The organism is Streptomyces sp. NPDC050636, assembly GCF_040654775.1.
GTDB lineage: Bacteria > Actinomycetota > Actinomycetes > Streptomycetales > Streptomycetaceae > Streptomyces.
The window spans coordinates 1-17984 of the sequence record NZ_JBFAIP010000114.1 but is presented as its reverse complement, the minus strand read 5'-3'; the positions used below and the strand labels follow the sequence as shown (position 1 = coordinate 17984).

Genomic DNA, 17984 nt, shown 5'->3' with positions numbered 1-17984 from the left:
AGCGCCACCGCGCCCACCGGCAGGTTGACCAGGAAGATCCAGCATTGATCGCAAGGCGGAGGGTCTTCCCGGTACTGGGTGTACCGGGAAGAGCCCGACAACGCAGCGAGCGGGCGTGCCAGGCGCCGCGGGGCAGGCGGGAGTTTGACGGCAGGGCCTAGCGCCGGCGCCGCTGGCCGGCTGACACACCGGCCCGCACCCGAACCAACAGGGCGTGTCCCGCCGAGCTCCGTGCCCACGGATACCAGGAAGACACGCCCCAACACCGGACCGGCCCGCGCGATCCGCGGCCGGTCCGCACACCGCGGCCGGCCGACCCTGCCCGCCGCCCCTTCCCCGCCCCTACGACCCATCAGGGACCGCTCATGCTTCCGCTCTCCTCCTCCCAGGAGATCGTCTGGCTGCACGAACAGGTGCAACCGGGCAGCCGCGCCTACAACTTCACCGCCGCACTCGACCTGTGGGGCACCCTCGACACCGAAGCCCTGCGCCATGCGCTCACCACCGTCCTCGACCGGCACCCCGGTCTGCGGCTGGAGCTCGTCGCCGTCCCCGGAGCGATGCCCGGCCAGCGGGTCGCCGGGGACTGCCGGCCGCGGCTGCGGACCGTGGACCTCAGCGGGGCGGCAAACCCCCAGGACGCCTTCCAGGAACTGCTACGCACCGAGGCCGAGACGCCGCTCGACACCTACGAGGCGCCGCTGCTGCGCTGGACCCTGGTCCGGCTGGCGGAGAACCGGCACCGGCTCATCCACGTCGAACACCATCTGATCCACGACGGCCACTCCTTCGCGATCCTGCTGCGGGACGTCTTCACCGTCTACCGGGGCCGGGTCCTGGGCGAGCCGGTCGAACTGCCCACTGCGTCCTCGTACGCGGACCACGTCCGGGCCCGGGCCGAGGACGGCACCGCCGCCGACGCGGACCGGCGGGCCGGCCTGGAGTTCTGGACCGGTGCACTGCGGGAGATGGCGTACGACATGCCGCTGCCCGGGGTGACCCGGCCCGGCTCCCGGCGCGGGCACCACGGCGGGCAGCTGCGCCAGTCGATCGGCGCAGACCTGGCCGAACGCCTTCGGGAGCACGCCCGTTCCCGCGGTCTGACCCCCTTCGCCACGCTCCTGGGGCTCTTCGCCGAGCTGTTGCGCCGACACAGCGGCCGCTCGCAGATGGTCATCGGGACCGCGGTCGGCAACCGCCCACGCGGGTTCGAGGACACGGTGGGCATGTTCGTGAACACCATTCCGCTGCCGCTGCGCCTGGACCCGGCCGCACCGGCCGAGGAATCCATGGACGAGGTGACGGACACACTGATCCGCGCCCTGCCGCACCAGGAGGTGCCGGTCCAGGAGCTGACCCGCGCGCTCGGCCTGCACACCTCCGGCGCGGACAACCCCTTGTTCAGCGTCATGTTCAGCGCACACGACGCCGAGCTCCCGGAGATCGACGTCCCTGGCCTGGACATCACCCTGTTCGAGGGCTTCAACACCGGCACCACCCGCTTCGACCTGGACGTGGTGCTGCTGCCGGACGACCGGCGCGGCGTCGGCCCCCGGTACGGCGCCCCCGGCATGACCCTGGTCTGGGACTATGACGCCGATCTGTTCGGCGAGGACGTGGCACAGCTGCTCGCCGGGCGGTTCCTGGACCTCCTGCGCGGCTACCTCGACGCCCCCGGCACCGCCCTCGCCGACCTGGCGCCGCCGTCCGTCCCCGCCCCCGCGGCCCCGGCATCCCGGGCGACGGATCACGACCCGCTCGACCCGACCGCCGCCCACGACCCGTCGCTCCCCGCGCTGCTCATCGGCGCCCGCCGACTCACCTACGGCGACCTCGACGCGCAGGCGGCTTCGCTCGCGCGGCGGATGCGTGCGGCGGGCGTGACGGCCGGTCAGCCGGTGGCCGCCGTACTGCCCCGTGGCGCGGACTCCGTCGTGACGCTGCTGGCGTGTCTGCGGACCGGGGCGGTGTACTGCCCGCTCTCCCCGTCCGACCCGCCGGCCCGTCTGGAGCTGCTGCTGAACCGGCTGGGTCCGGCCCTCGTCCTCACCCCCGGCGGCACCGCCGCCACCGTCGGCCCGGCCGGTCTCCCGACGGCACCGGTCGACGCCCCGGTCCTCCCCCCGGCCCGGAACGCCGAAGCGGTGCCCAGCGCCTCGTACATCATTCACACCTCGGGGTCGACGGGCATACCCAAGGCCGTCGCCGTGGGGCGGGCGGCGCTGGAAAGCCATCTCACGGGCGCGGCCGAGCGGTTCGGCCTGGGCTCGGGTGACCGGGTACTGCTCTTCGCCCAGCCGTCGTTCGACGTGGCTCTCGAAGAAGTGCTTCCGTCGCTGCACGCCGGGGCGTGCCTGGTCGTTCCCGAACAGGAGGTGCCCACCGGGGCCGAGTTGGCCACGCTGCTGGGCGCCTCCCGTGTCACCGTGGCGAACCTGCCCACGAGTTACTTCCTCGCCACCCGCGAGGACCTCCGCCCCGCGCTGCGCGACGGCCGGTGGGCGCCGCGGCTGCTGGTCCTCGGCGGGGAGCGGCTCCCGGCCGATGTGCTGCACGCGTTCATGGCGGACACCGACGCCACCGTGCTGAACGTCTACGGCGTGACGGAGGCCGCCATCAGCTCCACGGTTCACGAGATCACCCGGGACGGCGCTGCCGACGGGGCCGAGGTCCCGCTCGGCAGCGAGCTGCCCGGCGAGCGGATCCATGTCCTGGACGACTGCCACCGTCCGCTGCCGGACGGCGCGGTCGGTGAACTCGCCATCGCCGGCGTCGGGCTCGCCGAGGGGTACGTCGGCAACCCTGAGGCGACCGCGGCACGGTTCCGCACGGTCGAGGCGCTCGGCGGCGAGCGGGTCTACCTCACCGGTGACATCGGCTACCGGGGCCGCGACGGGCTGTTGTACTTCCTGGGACGCCGGGACAACCAGGTCAAGCTGCGCGGATACCGCATCGAACTGGAGGAGGTGGAGGCCGCCGCCTCGGCGGTGCTCGGCGGCCGGTCCTGCGCCGTCGTCCTGGACCGCGAGGCTCCCGGCGGCCCCCGGCTCGTCGGCTTCCTGGAGGGCACGGACCAGGAAGCGGACCACGACGAGCAGGCGCTGCACACGGAGTTGAGCCGGCGCCTGCCGACCGCCCTGGTGCCCGCGCGGTGGGCGAGCGTCGACACCCTGCCGAGGCTGGCCGGCGGTAAGCCGGACCGGGTGGCGCTGTCCGGGCGGGCCGCCGCGCTGGAGCCCGCGACCCCCGTGGCACCCGTGGCACCGGCTGGGGAGCGCGACGGTTCCGGAGCGGCGCCCGGCAGCCCTATGGCGGCGCTGCTCGCCGACGGCTGGCACGAGGTGCTGGGCCATCGCGGCTTCGCAGCGACCTCGCACTTCTTCCACGTCGGCGGCCATTCGCTGCTCGCCGCGCAGCTGGCCGCCTGGCTGGAGCCACGCCTGGGTGCCCGCCCGCCGCTGCGGCTGCTGTTCCAGAACCCGGTGCTCGCCGACCAGGCCGAGGCCCTCGCGGCCGTCGCCCCCACGGTGCCCGCCAACGTGCCCGTCCTCGCCGCTACGACCAGTCCGACGGAGTCGTGATGACCCAGCCCGATACCGCCCGGTCGGCCACCGCCGCACCTACCGCCCCGCAGGACACCCCGCTCAGCATCGCCCACGGCGCGGCCCCCGCCGCCGGCCCTTCGGCCGGTCTGCTCACCCGCTTCGTGGAGTGGACCGCCCGCTCGCCCGAGGCGCCCGCGGTGCTCGACGGGGCCCACACCTGGACCTACCGGCAGATCGACGCCGCCGCCGACGAGATGGCGGATGCGCTGCGCGGCCGGGTCGGGCCCGGGGACCTGGTCGGTGTCTGCCTCGACCGTTCCGCCGCGCTCGTGGTGAGCGCCGTTGCGCTGGCCAGGCTCGGCGCCGTCTATCTGCCGCTCGGCCCGCGGCCCGGTGAACGGCGCGTCCAGGCCGTCACCGAGGACCTGAACGTGGTCTGTCTGATCGGCGAGCCGGGGCTGCTGCCGTCCCGGTACCGGACGGCCGACAGCCTGGCGTTGCCGCTGCCCTCGGCGGGCGCCAATGCCCCCGACGGAGCCGTGGCGGCGTTCGCCGAACCGGCCACCGGGGCGCGGTCCGCGCCTGCCGGGGCGTTCTACGCCGTGCTGACCTCCGGTTCCACCGGCCGCCCCAAGGCGGTCGCGGTCGCCGAGGACGCGCTCGGCACACTGCTCGACTGGTACCGGACCGAGACCGGTCTGGCCCCCGGGGACCGGCAGTCGCTGCTCATCGGCGTCGCCTTCGACCCGCATCTGCTGGAGCTGTGGGCCGGGCTGACGTCCGGGGCGGCACTGGTGCCCGCGCCGGACGAGGTCCGCTGGGACTCCGATGTGCTCTCCGCATGGTGGCGTACGGCCGCGGTGACGGTGGCGATCGCGGCGACGCCGATGGTCGAGCCGCTACTGGACCGGCCCTGGCCAGCCGATCTGACGCTGCGTCATCTCTTCGCCGGCGGCGACCGGATGCGCCGCCGTCCGGGCGCCGATGTGACCACGACGGTCCACAATGCCTATGGGCCGGCCGAGGCCACCGTCCTCGCCACCACCTTCGCCATGCGCGGCACGGACACCCAGGCGGGCGAGGAGAGCGCACCGCCCATCGGCGGGCCGGTGCCGGGCGTGACCGTCGTCGTCACCGACGCGGACGGCCGCCCCGTCGCCCGCGGTACGGAGGGCGAACTGCGCCTGGGCGGACGGTGTCTGGCGCTCGGATACCTGGACCCCGGTCTGACCGCGGACCGCTTCACCGCGCCGCCCGAGGGCGTCGCCCTGCCGGGGGTGGACCGCCTGTACCGCACCGGCGACCGGGTGCGGATGCGGGACGACGGACGGCTGGAGTTCCTCGGCCGGCTCGACGACCAGGTGAAGGTCAGTGGGGTGCGGATCGAACCGGCTGAGGTGGAGGCCGCGTTCGAGCAGGACCCGGCGGTACGCAGCGCCGTCGTCGTCGCGCCGCGTACACCCGACGGCCGGGCTCGTCTGGTGGCGTACGTGAGGCCGGCCGCCGGTGCCGCGCCCACCGCGGACGGGCTGCTGCCGGCGGTCCGGGCCTGGCTGCCCGAGCAGGCCGTGCCGTCGGACGTGCGGATCGTCGGCTCCTTCCCGTTGGACGCCAACGGCAAGGTGGACCGGGGCGAGTTGACGCGCCGGGCGACCGGGGAGAACAGCGCGGAGGGGCCTGCCACTCCGTGCGACGCCGCCACGCCCGGCGAGCGGCTGGTGCTCGGCGCGGTACGTGACCTTCTCGCCCGGCCGGAGATCACGCTGGCGGACAACTTCACCTCGGCGGGCGGCACTTCGCTCGTCGCCGCCCGACTGCTGGCCGCGATCCAGCGGGACGGCGGGGTACGGCTGCGCGCCCCGGAACTGCTGCGGCAGCCCGACCTCCGGGCGGTGGCGGCCCTCGTCGACGCCCGGCGCGCGCCCCTGAGTGCGGCAGGAGCCTGAGATGACCACCCGCACCCCGTACCCCCACGACACCCGGAAGGTAGGGCACGTGCCCATCGAACACAGTCCGTCGAGCGAGCCCACCCCCGGTGACCTCGCTACGTCCGCCGCCCCGTCCGTTGCTCCGTCCGTTGCTCCGGGCGCGCGCCCGGGGCCCTCGGCCGGCCTGCCCGCCCTCGTGGCATGGCACGCCCAACAGGCCCCGCACGCCCTGGCGGTGGCGGATGGCGACCGCACGCTGACCTATGCGCAGCTGGACTCCGCGGCCCACTCCCTCGCCGGGTACCTGCAGCGGCACGGTGTCCGGCGGGGCGACGCGGTGGCGCTGCTGATGGCCCGCTCGGCCCGTACCGTCGTGGCCCAGTTGGCGCTGTGGCGGGCCGGCGCCGTGTGCGTACCGCTCGATCCGGCGCATCCCCGCCCCCGTAGCGAGGCGCTGGCCGCGGACGCCGGGGTGACGCTGACAGTCGGGGACAGCAAACTGCTGGAGTCCGCCGCGCCGGCCGGCGCGGCGCTCGCGCTGCCCGACGAGCTGAGCGACGATGCGGCCCCGGCGGACGCCGGACCTGGACCGGGACCGGGACCGGCTCAGGAACTCGGCCCGGACGGGGCGGCGTTCATCATGTTCACCTCCGGGTCCACGGGCCGGCCCAAGGGAGTGGCGATCGCGCACCGCGCCATCGCCGAGTTGGTCACCGATCCCGCCTACCTCACGCTGACCTCCCGTGACCGGGTGCTGTTCCATTCGCCCATGACTTTCGACGCCTCGACGTTCGAGGTGTGGAGCGCGCTCGCCAATGGCGCGGCGGTGGTGGCGTGTTCCGTGGAGCGGCCCTCGCTGGAGGATCTTGCCCAGCAGGCAGAGCGTCATGGTGTGACCGTGGCGTTCTTCACCACCGCGCTCTTCCACCAGCTGGCGGTGCGCCGCTCCCGGCTGTTCGCGCTGCTGCGCACGGTGGTGGTGGGCGGAGAGGCACTGGCCGCCCACCACGCCCGCGAGGTCCTGCGGGCCTTCCCCTGGCTGGAGTTGGTCAACGGCTACGGGCCCACGGAGACGACGACGTTCGCCACCGCCCACCGGGTCACCGACGCGGACTGCGACGGGCAGGTGCCGATCGGCCGGCCCATCGCGGGTGCTTCGGCATACGTCGTGGACGGAACCGGCCGGCCGGTTCCGGACGGCGAGCGCGGCGAGCTGTGGGTCGGCGGCAGCCGGCTGGCGCTGGGCTACACCGGGCGGCCGGAGCTGACCGCCGAGCGCTTCCTCACCCATCCCGAGTGGGGCCGGCTCTACCGCACCGGCGATGTCGTCTCGCTGCGCCCGGACGGCGTGCTGGACTTCCACGGGCGCACGGACGACCAGGTGAAGGTGCGCGGCTTCCGGATCGAGCCGGGGGAGGTCGAGCACACGCTGCGCGAGCAGCCGGAGGTGGCCGATGCGGCGGTCACCGTGCACCGCCCCTCCCCCGACGACGCCCGTCTGACCGCCTTCGTCGTCGCCGCGCCCGGGCCGGTGCCCCGGCCGGGTGCGCTGCGGGACCGACTGGCCGCGGTCCTGCCGGCTCATCTGGTGCCCGACGAGCTGACCGTCGTCGGGGAGCTGCCGCTCACCCCGTCCGGCAAGGTCGACCGCCGCGCGCTGAGGGACCTGGTCACCGTGGGCGGCGGCGATGCGCCGGCCGCGCCGCTGACACCGCTGGAACAGGCCGTGGCCGAGTTGTGGAGCCGCTCCCTGGGCCGCGAGGTGACCCGTCCGGACGCCGAGTTCCTCGCCCTGGGCGGTCACTCCCTGCTGGCCCTCGCCGTCACCGACGACCTGCGCGAGGAGCTGGGCGTGGAGCTGACGCTCGCCGACTTCTTCACCGCTCCCACCGTGGCGGATCAGGCCGCCCTGGTCGAGCGGGCGCTGCTCGCCGCGCACCACGATCTGCACCCGCGCCCCCAGGAGGACACCGATGGCCACTGACCACACCACGACCCCGGCCCTCCAGACGGAGCTGCTGCGCCGGGCACGTGCCATCGCCACCCGCCCCGCGCCGCTCCCCCACACCGCACACCACGGCCCGGCGCCGCTCTCCCGTGCCCAGCGCCGTATGTGGCTGATGGACCGGCTCGGGCACGGCGGCGCGGCGTACTCCGTGCCGTTCGCCACACGGCTGCGCGGTCCGCTCGATGTGGACGCGCTGGCCGCCGCCCTGACCTCGCTGGTGCGCCGCCACGAGATCCTGCGGACCCGCTACGGGCAGCGGGACGGTGAGCCGTACCAGGAGGTGTGCGCGGCGCCCGAGAGGATCGCGGTACCGGTCGTGGCGGCCGGCGTGGACGAGGCGCCCGCCCGGCTGGAGGCGGAGGCACGCCGTCCGTTCGACCTGTCCGTCGGGCCGCTGCCCCGTGCTCTGGTCCTGCGGCACGCCGAGCAGGGCCACACCGTTCTGCTGACGTTCCATCACATATCCATCGACGGGCCGTCGTTGGAGACCGTTGCGGCGGAGCTCGGGGCCCTCTACGCAGCCGCCGCCGCTCCGGAGGCGGCGCCCGGTCCGTGGCGCGCGGAGCCACCGCAGTACGCGGATTTCGCACGGCGTGAGCATCGGGCGGCCGACCGCCTCGACGCGGGGGTACGCCACTGGGCCGGACTCCTCGAAGGCGCCGCTCCGCCGCGGCTGCCCCGCCCGGCCCGGCCCGCCGATACCGACTCCCGGCCTGCCGGGACGCACCTCGCTCCGCTCGACCCGAAGGTGCCGGCGGCCCTGCGCTCGCTTGGCCGCCGGCACCGGGCCACGGTGTTCACCGTCGCGCTCGCCGCGGCCTTCGCCGCGCTGCACCGCCTCACCGGGCAGGACGACCTCGTCATCGGCGTCGCCGGCACACACCGGCAGGGCGCGGCCATGCGCGGCCTGGTCGGGCTGTGTGTCAACACCCTCCCGCTGCGCGTCGACACCTCCGGCGATCCTCGTTTCAGCACGCTGCTGGAGCGGGTGCGGAACGCGCTGTTCGACGCCCAGCGGTACCGCGAGGCGCCGTTCGACCTGATTCTGGAGCGGCTCGGCGCCGCCGCCCGCGGCGCGGACGGGACGGCGCTGGTCCGGGTGACCGCGGACGTCCTCGGCGCGCCCACGGTGCTGGAGCTCCTGGGGACGGTGAGCGAACACATCGACGTCGGCGTCGGGGAGGCGAAGTTCGATCTCTCCTTCGGCCTGGTCGACACCGAGCGGCCCGCCGGTCTTGTGCAGTACCGCAGGGCCGCACTGGACGAGGAGGCGGCGGCCGGACTCGGCGCGGGGTACGCCGCGCTGCTCACCGCGGTGGCGGACGACCCCGGCCTCCGGCTGTCCCAACTGCCCGTCACGGCACCGGCACCGGCATCCCCGGAGGGGCCCGGCGGGCACCCGTCCGAGGTACTGCTCTGCGCCCATCCCCGGGTCTCGGAGGCCGCGGTGGTAGTGGCGCCCGGTGGCCGGCTGCTCGCCTTCGCGGTTCTGCGGGACAGCGTCGGCCCGGCGCCCGCCGAACTGCGTGCGCATCTGCGGGACGGTCTGACGCCGGATCTGGTCCCGGCCGCGGTCACACTGCTGGACACGCTGCCGCGGACCCCCGACGGCGCGGCCGACCTGGCGCGGCTGCCCGGCGTGCCGTCCGCCCCCGCACCGGAGGGGCCCCGTGCCGCGACGGTGCTGGACGGCTTCGCGGCGCTGCTGGGCCGCACGCCCTCCCCCGACGACGACTTCTTCGCCCTCGGCGGCCACTCGCTGATCGCCGTACAGCTCGCCGAGCGGCTGCGCCAGGCGCTGACCCTGCCGCTGACCGGCCTGGACATCCTGCAGGCCCGTACTCCGCGCGCGGTCACCGCCCTGCTCGACGCCCGGGCGGCGGAGCGCGCCGCGGCACCCGTACCACGGTCCTCCGGGCCACGGCGGGCGCGCCCCGGCACGGTCCTGGTCACCGGCGCCACCGGCGGGGTGGGCGCCTTCGTGCTACGCGAACTCGCCGCCCAGGGGCGGCCCGTACTGGCCCTGGCCCGCCCTGAATCCGCCCACCTGGTCGCGGCGGAGGGCGTGGAGGTGATCGAGGGGGACCTCGGCGACCCGGACGGTCTGCGCAGAGCGGTGGCCGGTGCCGACGCGGTCGTCCATGCCGCCTGCACCTTCACCCGTCCGGAGACCGATGTGGCGGCGATGGAGGCGATGGCCGGGGCCTGGTCGCGCGGCCCGTTCGTCTTCGTCAGCAGTGTGGACGCCTACGGGCGCCCCGCCGACGGGACGGTGGCGGAGGAGTCCGCCTCATGTGAGCCGCTCGGCCCGTACGGCCGGGCGAAGCTCGACTGCGAGCGGCTGCTGCTGCGGGCGGCCGGTACCGGCGGCCGGGGCGGTGCGAGCGCGGTCCGCTCCCCGCTGGTGTGGGGCCCGCACGACCGGCTGCGTGACCAGCTGCGCTGGGGTGCCACCGGCCTGCTCTACCAGGCTGTCCGGGAGGGCCGACCGCTCGCCCTGCCGCGGCCGGGCGCCCACGGCCACGCATGGTACGGCGCGCCCTGGGTGCACGCCGCGGCACTGGCACGAGCGGTGGTCTCATGCCTGGACGCACCGGTGCACGGCGTCGCCAACGCGGTCGGCGGCCATGTCGCCTGGCGGGACCTCGCCACCGACCTGACCCAGCTGCTCGGCGGCGACAGCGAGTTCGGCGAGACGGACGAGGTCCATCCGGACCTCGACCACCATTGGCACTACCAGGCCGACCGGCTGGCCCGGCCGCTGGGCGCCCGGCCGGGCGAGGACCGGCGTTCCGTACTGGCGGCCATGCTCACCTAGGGCCTGTCCGACGGGTCAGGGTCGGACAAGCCCTGGCAGGGGTCCGCCTCGCTCCGGCCCGGACCGGCCGGGAGGGCACCTCAATCGCCCCAGATCTTGCGGTAGGCCTGGCGGTAGCCCTCGGAGTCCCAGGACAGCGCGCCACCGCTGTTGGCGGCGGTGGCGATGTGGACGGGGGCGACATACCCGCTGTCCGGGGCGCCGGCGAAGGCGCGGTTGAACTCGTCGATGATCTGCCAGCCCTGCTCGGAGAGGGGCTCCGGCACGGTGGCGGCCTGGAACTCCTTGCCGTTGACGCGCTGGAAGGCCGACGGGTCACCGTCACCGGCACCGATGTTGAACGGGGCGCCGGCGCCGTCCTTGCCCGCTGCGCGCAGGGCGGGGGCGGCATGGCGGAAGTACAGGTCGTTGATGGCGGCGGAATGGGTCCACTTGCGGCCGAAACGGGACAGCAGGGAACGGACTTCCTTGATGGAGCGGCTACTGGCTTGGGGAATGGGGATGTTGGTGTAGCTCAGCAGCTTGGTGCCGGAGCAGGTGGCCAGTTCCTTCTTGATCAGCTCGGACTTGCGCTTCGCGAAGGGTATCGAGCTGTCGGTGAACAGGACGACACCCGCCCGGCCGTTGGACCGGGCGATGATCCAGTCGGCGCTGATCTTCGCGACGTCCTCGACCCGGGAAGTGATGTTGCTGAAGAGTTCCGGATCCCTACTGGGGCCGGGGGCTGCGGTGGCGTGCCAGCCGATCAGTGGAATTCCCGCCGAATTGGCCTTTTTGACTTCCTCTGCGGCCATCCCGGGATCGAAGCCGCTGATGACGATGCCATCCGGCTTGAGGCGGATGGCCTGCTTGAAGGCGGCCCGGATGCCGCTGGGCGTGCCCTGGCCGTCGATGGTGCGGGTGCGCCATCCGACGATCTTGGCGGCTTCCTGGACACCTTGGGCGACTCCGGCGACTCCGGGGTTGGTCAGGGTCTGGGCGATGTAGACGACGGTCTTGCCGTGGACGGCCTCGGGTCCGGTGGTGGGGCCCCTCCAGGGGGCGTTGGCCTCCTCGGCCTTCTTGACGGCTTGCTTGGCTCCGGCGAGGGCGGTGGGGCATCCGGGCTTGGAGGAGCTCCGGTGGGATGCGGTGGTGCCGGCGCCGGGTTCACAGCCGGCGGTGGCCATGACCAGGAGTGCGGCGGCTGTCACGACCGCCTTGCGGGTGGGGTGCACGGGTCTCCTCGCAGGGCAGGATGAGGATACGGGTTGGGGTGGGGGGAGACAGGTTACGGGTGGCGATGCTCCGCGGGGCATCCGCCTTCGGGAGGTACCGCGTACGCCTCCGGCGCCGGGCCCGGTGCGGCACGAGCCGCTGCGCGCCCTACCCCCACCGGCACGGGCTCATCGGCCGGCATGGCACACCGCAATGGGGGTAACGGGCCAAACGCGACAAAGAGTTGAATACCACTGGTCCATTGATGGTCATGTGTTGCATGCGCGTGCACAAGCGGTAGTGTTCGCGGCCGGTTGGACATGTGGCGCAATCTTTTCGCTCGCGTTCGGGGCGAACTTCGCAAGCGTCACACTCCGCCGTCGTCTGCGGTCGGCGACAACACCTCGGTCACCGCTCAGGAGCACGTCGTAAGGAGGCCCGGGTGTCTGTGGACACAGTGGACCCGCCACACGAGCCGGACCCGTCCCGGCGTCCACCGTCGAGGCCGCGGTTCCGTAAGCAGGCGGGCGCCCTCCTGGACCGATGGCCGTTCCGGCGGAAACTCAACGTTCTGGTGATCGCGCCCGTCGCGGTCGTCGGCGTACTTCTGGGCGTCGGCGTCAACTCTCAGGTGGAGAAGGCCCGGGACGCCGGCCGGAGCGCGGAGCTGGTGCGTGACAGCGAGCAGGTCACAAGGCTGATCAACGACGTCCAGGCGGAACACCGGCAAGCGCTGCTGCTGTCCGTGGAGCAGGAGGCGGCCCGGCCCGGCACCGCCCTGCCGTCAACCGCCGACTACCGTCGGACGCAGCAGGACACCGACGAGCAGGTCGCCGCCGTGCATTCCGCGTTCGGGGCGGGCCTGCCGAAGCAGGAGGCGCGGGCCCTGGAGTACATCCGGGGCCTTGCCGTGCTGCGCGACAAGGTCGAACGGGGATCGGTTCCGGCCGCCAGCATCGATCCGGCGTACGCTGCCGCGGTCGGCTACCTGATCGACGGCATCGGCCTCGACCGCTTCGTCGGGACCTCGTCGTCCTCGGTCACCAATCTTCTCGACACGGTACTGCGCGCCGACGCCGCCCACGCGGCCTTCGAGAGCGGGGTGTTCTCCGCCCAGACCCGGGATGCCAACGCGCTCACCGAGTACACCCGTGCGGTCGGGGCCCACAAGCTCTACGAGGAGCAGACCACACGTTTCGGCAGGATCGCCGACTCGGACCAGGTCCTGCGCCTGGGCGGGATCGAGCGGGATGCCGAGGAGAACGGCGTCGAGGCCCAGTTCGCGGAGCTCCAGATCGATCCGGGCTCCCTACAGGGCCAGACCCCGCATCAGCTGCGCCAGTCGATCAGCGCCGGAACCCGGCAGGCCGAGGCCCGCCTCAGCATCACCCGGTCGCTGATCGATCAGATCGCCGCCCGAGCCGACAGCCTCTCCCGCAACGCCCTGCACAACGCACTGGCGATGCTCGGCCTCGCCCTGCTCGGCTTCGCCTCCTGGCTGGCCTTCTCCGTCCTGGTCCGGCGCTCGGTCGTACGTCCCCTGGCGGTCCTGACCGGAGCCGCCCAGCAGGTGGTCGACGTGGCCGGCGAGGAGCTCGCCAGGGTCGAGGACGACGAGTCGGCGGACAGCGCCCCGCTGCGGCCGCGGCCGATCCCCGTTCCGGTCCACGACGAGATCGGCCACCTGGCCGAGGCGTTCAATCAGGTGCAGGTCACCGCCGCGGCGCTGCTGGAGCGGCAGGTGCTCAGCCGCCGCAACGTCGCCGAGATGTTCGGCAACGTCGGACGCCGTGTCAGCAACCTCACCACACGCCAGCTCATGCTGATCGACGCCGTCGAACGCGAGGAAACCGACCCCGACGTCCTGCAACGGATGTATCGCATCGACCACATCGCCGTACGCCTCCAGCGCAACGCCGACAGCCTGATGCTGCTCGCCGGAATCCGGGACCCCGAAGTGGACGCCCGGCCGACCCCTCTGGTCAACGTCATACGGGCAGGGCTCGGCCAGATCGAGGGATACCAGCGGGTGTCCCTGCGGTCCGGGACGGAGGTCACCGTCGAGCCCGACATCGTCGACGATCTGACGCTGATGCTCGCCGAACTGCTGGAGAACGCGGTCTCGTTCTCCCCGTCCGACACGCCCGTCGAGGTGGTCGTGCGGCCCGGCACCGACGTCACCGCGGACGGTGGTGCCCTGATCGAGGTCATCGACCACGGCCTCGGAATGAGCGCGGAACGCCTCGACGAGGAGAACTCCCGGCTGGTCCGGCGGGAACGGCTCGACCTCGTACCGACCAAGGTCCTCGGCCTGTTCGTGGTCGGAAACCTCGCCCGACGCTCGGGCATACGGGTCACCCTGAGCCGTACGCCGGGCGGCGGAGTCACCGGCACCGTCTGGCTCCCCTCCGCGCTGCTGCTGGCCGTGAGCCCCGCCGCCACACCATCCACGTCTCCGGCCGCGGACGTGGCCGCGTCAGAGCACCCGGCAACGCCCGAGCAGGAGACCACCGCGCCCGCACCCGGGCCCGCACCGGCCTCCGCCACGCCCCTGCCGGTGCGAGCCGCCGCCACCACGCCCGAACAGCGGCCGGCCGCCCCTTCGCCGCTGGGCGAGCTCCCCCTGCGCCTCCCGCCCCGCACGGACACGGAGCAGACCGCCCCCGCGCGCGAGCCGAGGCCTGCACAGTCCGACCGGCCGCTGCGACGGCGGGTTCGGGGTGCGACGCTCGACACGACCACCCCAACGGCCGACCGTGGGGCCCAGGCCGTGCGCCGGCCTGTCGACGCCGACGCGGTCCGTTCGGAACTCGACGAATTCGAGGCCGCCGTACGCAGGGCAGAGCAAGAGAGTGCCGCTGCCCCGAGGGATCCAGAGCCATCGCCACACCAGCAAACCCGGAAGGAGTCGGGCAGTGACCACGCCGACAGGTAAGAGCAGTTCCGAGCGGGAGGAGCCGGTGGATCTGACAGCCGCCGCGGCCGACTTCACCTGGCTGCTCGACCGGTTCGCCACCCAGACCGCCGGCGTCGTCGACGCCATCGCGGTGTCCTCCGACGGCCTGCTGATCGCCGTCTCCCGACTGCGCGAACAGGCCGACTCCGAGCGGCTCGCAGCGATCGTGTCGGGCGTCACGAGTCTGGCCGCCGGCGCGTCCGGCAACTACGGACTCGGCGGCCTCAACAAGGTCATCATCGACTTGGAGGGCGGCCATGTGCTGGTGTCGGCCATCGGCTGCGGTGCCGTCCTCGGCGTCGTGACCTCGAAGGAGGCGAAGCTCGGCAACATCGCCTACGAGATGACCCTCTTCGCCAACCGGGCCGGGAGCGCGCTCACCCCCCAGCTGGTGCTGGAGCTGAAGAAGAGCGCCGGCGCCGCACCGGCCCGCTGACCCGTCCGACACCGCGGAGGCAGGATGCAGGCGCTGAGAAGAGGGGCATGATGGCCGCCGGTGAACCAGGACCGAACGAGGGTGGGGGTCCCCCCTGTTCGAGCACAGCCGAGAGCTTGGGGGAGGGCGACTCCCGGGGTCCGTCGGAGCCGGCTGACCGTGCTCCCGCGATCCGCCCTTTCCTGCTGACCGCCGGCCGGGTGGCGGGGGGCGGCGCCGGCCCCCCGCTCCCGGTCGAGACCCAGGTCGTGGCGACATCGTCCGGGCTCTCCGTCCTGGACTCGCTGGCCTTCGAACAACACGACATCGTCGCCGCCTGCCGACAGCCGCAGTCGGTGGCGGAACTGGCCGCCCGGCTGCACCTCCACCTCAACGTGGTCCGGGTGTTGGCGGAGGACCTGCGCGCCGCCGGACATCTGGCGATCCACGTCCCGAACGCCAGGACAACCCAGGACATCTCCGTACTGCGAAGGGTTATTGATGGTCTCCGTGCCGTCCCCGACTCACGGGACACACTCCGTGACAGCGGTTGAACAGCCGCCGGTACCGGTCAAGTTGGTCATCGCCGGCGGCTTCGGCGTCGGCAAGACCACGGCCGTGGGCTCGATCTCCGAGATCCGGCCACTGACCACTGAGGCCGCCATCACAGAGGTCGCGGCAGGCGTGGACGATCTCTCTCACACCCCCGGCAAGACCACCACCACGGTCGCCATGGACTTCGGCTGCATCACCATCGACCCGACACTGAAGCTCTACCTGTTCGGCACGCCGGGCCAGGACCGGTTCGGGTTCATGTGGGACGACGTGGTCGAGGGCGCTCTCGGCGGTCTGGTGATCGTGGACACCCGCCGCCTGGACGACTGCTACGCCGCAGTGGACTACTTCGAGCACAAGGGCATGCCGTTCGCCGTCGCCGTCAACACGTTCGACGGCGAGGTCCACCACAACCTCGACGAGGTGCGGTGGGCACTGGACGTCTCCGACCACGTACCGCTGATCGTCTTCGACGCACGCGACACGGGCTCGGTCCGGGATGCACTGCTGGTCGTACTCGAAGTCGCCCTGTCCCGCGCGGAGAGCACCACAGCGGGCTGACTCCCGGGCCTCCTTCCGGGGTCTACCGATGCGGCATGGCTTTGAACCCAAGGCCGGAGTTCAAGGGGGGGTACGTCCCCTGGTGAGTTCAAGGGGTACGTCCCCTGGTGCAAGCCCAGATCCTCGCTGCTGGCCCCGTACTCGTAATCGAGTGTGCTCGACAGGATGTTGAGGCCATTCCTTCGTCCTGCATGTTCGGTGCGGGGCAAGTGCGGTGGGTTGTGAGCGCCGGGTCACGGAAGGAGACGTGCACGCCGGAGAAGAAGGCTTTGGCGGTGAAGTCGTTGCAGCCGAGCTTGCCTGTGACGGTGCCGTCCGGGTGGAAGTCGAAGTAGATGTCGTCGCCGGACTCGAAGCCATCCTGGCTGTCCCCGGCCATCTGCACGCAGGCAGTCGTGCCGTGGCGTCGGCTGACCGACTCCAGAGAAAGCACTCCCTGCGCGAGGCCATGGTTGAGGCTGGCCGGCGCCGGGGGCCGACCCATCCCGCACTGCAGGTTCGCGCCACACACCCTGCAAGATCGTCGTTATGGAATCGCTGAACGACACCAGCTGGGTGAAAACACGGGCAGATCTCGTCTCCTACGTCAGACAGCTGAGCCTTGAGGCTCGGGCCCCTTCCAGCCGTTGGGAAAACCAATCACTCGACCGCTACCTCGAAGCGCTCGGCGCCTGGACCAACGACATGGACGGCTATTTCATCAACCAAGGAGAGTCTGTTCCCGATCGTCCTGACTGGAGCTTGATCGCCAGCATGCTGAGGGCGGCCTGCTTCTACGAGTAAGCCATCACCGACGGAGAAGTCGTCCAGATAAGAGTTGATGCTCGACGAGAACAGCGCGGTCAGGCTGCAACGGTATTCGTCCGTCGGCTTCTTCGCGCAAGCAGGCTGGGCGAGGAATGTCGCCCGCAGGGCGGGCGTGGCATGGTGCCTGGCCGATGCCGGGCGGTCACATGGAGCGCGGGTCAACTGGTGAGCGGGGGCGGCACCAGTTCGCGGAGGTCATGGGATTCGGCGCGTCACTAAGTGGGTGCGTGGCATTCCGCATTAGCCTTCATTAACTGCACGGAGCCGATCGATTACTGATCGGATCTGTTCAATCTATCGGAGATGACATGCACAAGTTTCGCAACGCTGCCGTCGTGGCAGCCGTCCTCGCCAGCGTCGGCCTCCTCGGTGCCGGCACCGCCTACGCCGGCGGCGGGCCGGAAGGCGGCGACCACAGCCGCATCCAGTCGAACCGCGTAGATTCACCTCAGCAGCAGTTGAGCCGCGAGGACTCCCGCCCGCAGCAGTTGAGCGGCGAACGCCATCACAGCAAGTCGCACGGCCACAGATTCGACATCCGCCAGAAGACCTCCTGCAGGTCGCACGAGTCGAACGTCGGCGTACTCGGCAACGTCGGGATCCTCAACGGCGCGTTGGCCAACGCGGGCGGCGGCGAGGGCGACGCAGGCACTCAGCACACCAGGATCGGCTCGTCCGCGGGGTGCAACAACATCATCCGCAGGTAACGGAAATGGGCCCCCGGTCCGAGCCACAGGCACGGCACCGGGGGCCCATCCTTGCCCCTCGGCAGGCCCCGGCGCTGGCGTCCGTCCCATCCGGAGCCGGCCGGGTTGAGAGAGTCTGTCGTATTCCTGGGCCAGATAGCGGAGGTGGGAGAGCAGCTCCGCGGGCGGCGCGTACGGCTCCAGACAGACGCCGACCATCGCAGGGGCACTCTCCCGGGCCAGCGCCTCCCAGACCGGCTCCCAGCTCACCGGCTCCCCGAGGGGCGGGGTGAACGCCACCCCCAGCCGGAAGTCGGTGTCGCGCCGGTCCCGCCATGCCCAGGAGACGCGTTTACGGACCTCGGCGAGGCCGGCCGGGACCCCGTCGAAGGGGACGAGCGCCGCGCGAGCACGGCGGCCGACGCCGACGGGCCGCTCGGCCCATGCATCGGTGCTCGGGCATCGTGACCGCGACCCGCAGCGGCTCCACCGTGGTCTACGAGCTGGC

The 17984-nt window shown here is 72.5% G+C and carries 12 protein-coding genes; 10 read left to right on the top strand and 2 right to left on the bottom strand.

Annotation, left to right across the window (positions count from 1 at the left end):
- Positions 1 to 365 precede the first annotated feature (365 nt).
- The 4 genes from AB0I10_RS36080 to AB0I10_RS36065 are packed head-to-tail and all read left to right on the top strand — an operon-like array spanning position 366 to position 10299.
- Entirely contained in the window at positions 366 to 3581 is a 3216-nt protein-coding gene (locus AB0I10_RS36080; RefSeq protein WP_363156958.1) for an amino acid adenylation domain-containing protein, read from the top strand.
- Complete coding sequence (locus AB0I10_RS36075) at positions 3581 to 5491, top strand: non-ribosomal peptide synthetase (RefSeq protein ID WP_363156957.1); 1911 nt, start codon at positions 3581 to 3583, stop codon at positions 5489 to 5491. Before AB0I10_RS36080 ends, AB0I10_RS36075 begins: the two co-directional genes overlap by 1 nt.
- Position 5492: 1 nt before the next feature.
- Positions 5493 to 7457, top strand: a complete 1965-nt coding sequence (locus AB0I10_RS36070; protein WP_363156956.1) for a non-ribosomal peptide synthetase — start codon at positions 5493 to 5495, stop codon at positions 7455 to 7457.
- Complete coding sequence (locus AB0I10_RS36065) at positions 7447 to 10299, top strand: condensation domain-containing protein (RefSeq protein WP_363156955.1); 2853 nt, start codon at positions 7447 to 7449, stop codon at positions 10297 to 10299. The genes AB0I10_RS36070 and AB0I10_RS36065 overlap by 11 nt, the downstream gene beginning before the upstream one ends.
- A gap of 80 nt (positions 10300 to 10379) precedes the next feature.
- On the opposite strand, the gene AB0I10_RS36060 is transcribed toward AB0I10_RS36065, so the two are convergent.
- Complete coding sequence (locus AB0I10_RS36060; protein WP_363156954.1) at positions 10380 to 11516, bottom strand: substrate-binding domain-containing protein; 1137 nt, start codon at positions 11514 to 11516, stop codon at positions 10380 to 10382.
- Between the two features lie 554 nt (positions 11517 to 12070).
- Here AB0I10_RS36060 and AB0I10_RS36055 point away from each other — a divergent pair.
- From AB0I10_RS36055 to AB0I10_RS36040, 4 genes are read left to right on the top strand one after another with little or no spacing between them, the layout of a single operon-like run.
- A complete protein-coding gene (locus tag AB0I10_RS36055) occupies positions 12071 to 14431 on the top strand; it encodes an ATP-binding protein (protein WP_363156960.1) in 2361 nt (786 codons plus the stop codon).
- Positions 14412 to 14888 carry a roadblock/LC7 domain-containing protein gene (locus AB0I10_RS36050; RefSeq protein ID WP_363156953.1) on the top strand — a complete coding sequence of 159 codons (477 nt, stop codon included), beginning with the start codon at positions 14412 to 14414 and terminating at the stop codon, positions 14886 to 14888. Before AB0I10_RS36055 ends, AB0I10_RS36050 begins: the two co-directional genes overlap by 20 nt.
- A gap of 47 nt (positions 14889 to 14935) precedes the next feature.
- Positions 14936 to 15421 (top strand): DUF742 domain-containing protein, encoded by a 486-nt coding sequence (locus tag AB0I10_RS36045; RefSeq protein ID WP_363156952.1) that lies wholly within the window; start codon positions 14936 to 14938, stop codon positions 15419 to 15421.
- Positions 15369 to 15983, top strand: a complete 615-nt coding sequence (locus tag AB0I10_RS36040; protein WP_363156951.1) for an ATP/GTP-binding protein — start codon at positions 15369 to 15371, stop codon at positions 15981 to 15983. The genes AB0I10_RS36045 and AB0I10_RS36040 overlap by 53 nt, the downstream gene beginning before the upstream one ends.
- 88 nt (positions 15984 to 16071) lie before the next feature.
- Here the strand turns inward: AB0I10_RS36040 and AB0I10_RS36035 are convergent, their stop codons facing one another.
- Entirely contained in the window at positions 16072 to 16362 is a 291-nt protein-coding gene (locus AB0I10_RS36035) for an META domain-containing protein (protein ID WP_363156959.1), read from the bottom strand.
- 149 nt (positions 16363 to 16511) lie between these two features.
- Between AB0I10_RS36035 and AB0I10_RS36030 the strand changes: the two genes are divergently transcribed.
- Complete coding sequence (locus tag AB0I10_RS36030; protein ID WP_363156950.1) at positions 16512 to 16766, top strand: hypothetical protein; 255 nt, start codon at positions 16512 to 16514, stop codon at positions 16764 to 16766.
- A 332-nt stretch (positions 16767 to 17098) separates the two neighbouring features.
- Positions 17099 to 17497, top strand: coding sequence for a hypothetical protein (locus AB0I10_RS36025; protein WP_363156949.1), 399 nt, complete (start codon positions 17099 to 17101; stop codon positions 17495 to 17497).
- The last annotated feature ends 487 nt before the right edge of the window (positions 17498 to 17984 follow it).

Coding starts and splice junctions, on each gene's coding strand:
- AB0I10_RS36080 (WP_363156958.1), top strand. CDS start 366: ATGCTTCCGCTCTCCTCCTCCCAGGAGATCGTCTGGCTGCACGAACAG.
- AB0I10_RS36035 (WP_363156959.1), bottom strand. CDS start 16,362: ATGGCCGGGGACAGCCAGGATGGCTTCGAGTCCGGCGACGACATCTAC.
- AB0I10_RS36025 (WP_363156949.1), top strand. CDS start 17,099: ATGCACAAGTTTCGCAACGCTGCCGTCGTGGCAGCCGTCCTCGCCAGC.
- AB0I10_RS36070 (WP_363156956.1), top strand. CDS start 5,493: ATGACCACCCGCACCCCGTACCCCCACGACACCCGGAAGGTAGGGCAC.
- AB0I10_RS36045 (WP_363156952.1), top strand. CDS start 14,936: ATGATGGCCGCCGGTGAACCAGGACCGAACGAGGGTGGGGGTCCCCCC.
- AB0I10_RS36030 (WP_363156950.1), top strand. CDS start 16,512: ATGGAATCGCTGAACGACACCAGCTGGGTGAAAACACGGGCAGATCTC.
- AB0I10_RS36040 (WP_363156951.1), top strand. CDS start 15,369: ATGGTCTCCGTGCCGTCCCCGACTCACGGGACACACTCCGTGACAGCG.
- AB0I10_RS36075 (WP_363156957.1), top strand. CDS start 3,581: ATGACCCAGCCCGATACCGCCCGGTCGGCCACCGCCGCACCTACCGCC.
- AB0I10_RS36065 (WP_363156955.1), top strand. CDS start 7,447: ATGGCCACTGACCACACCACGACCCCGGCCCTCCAGACGGAGCTGCTG.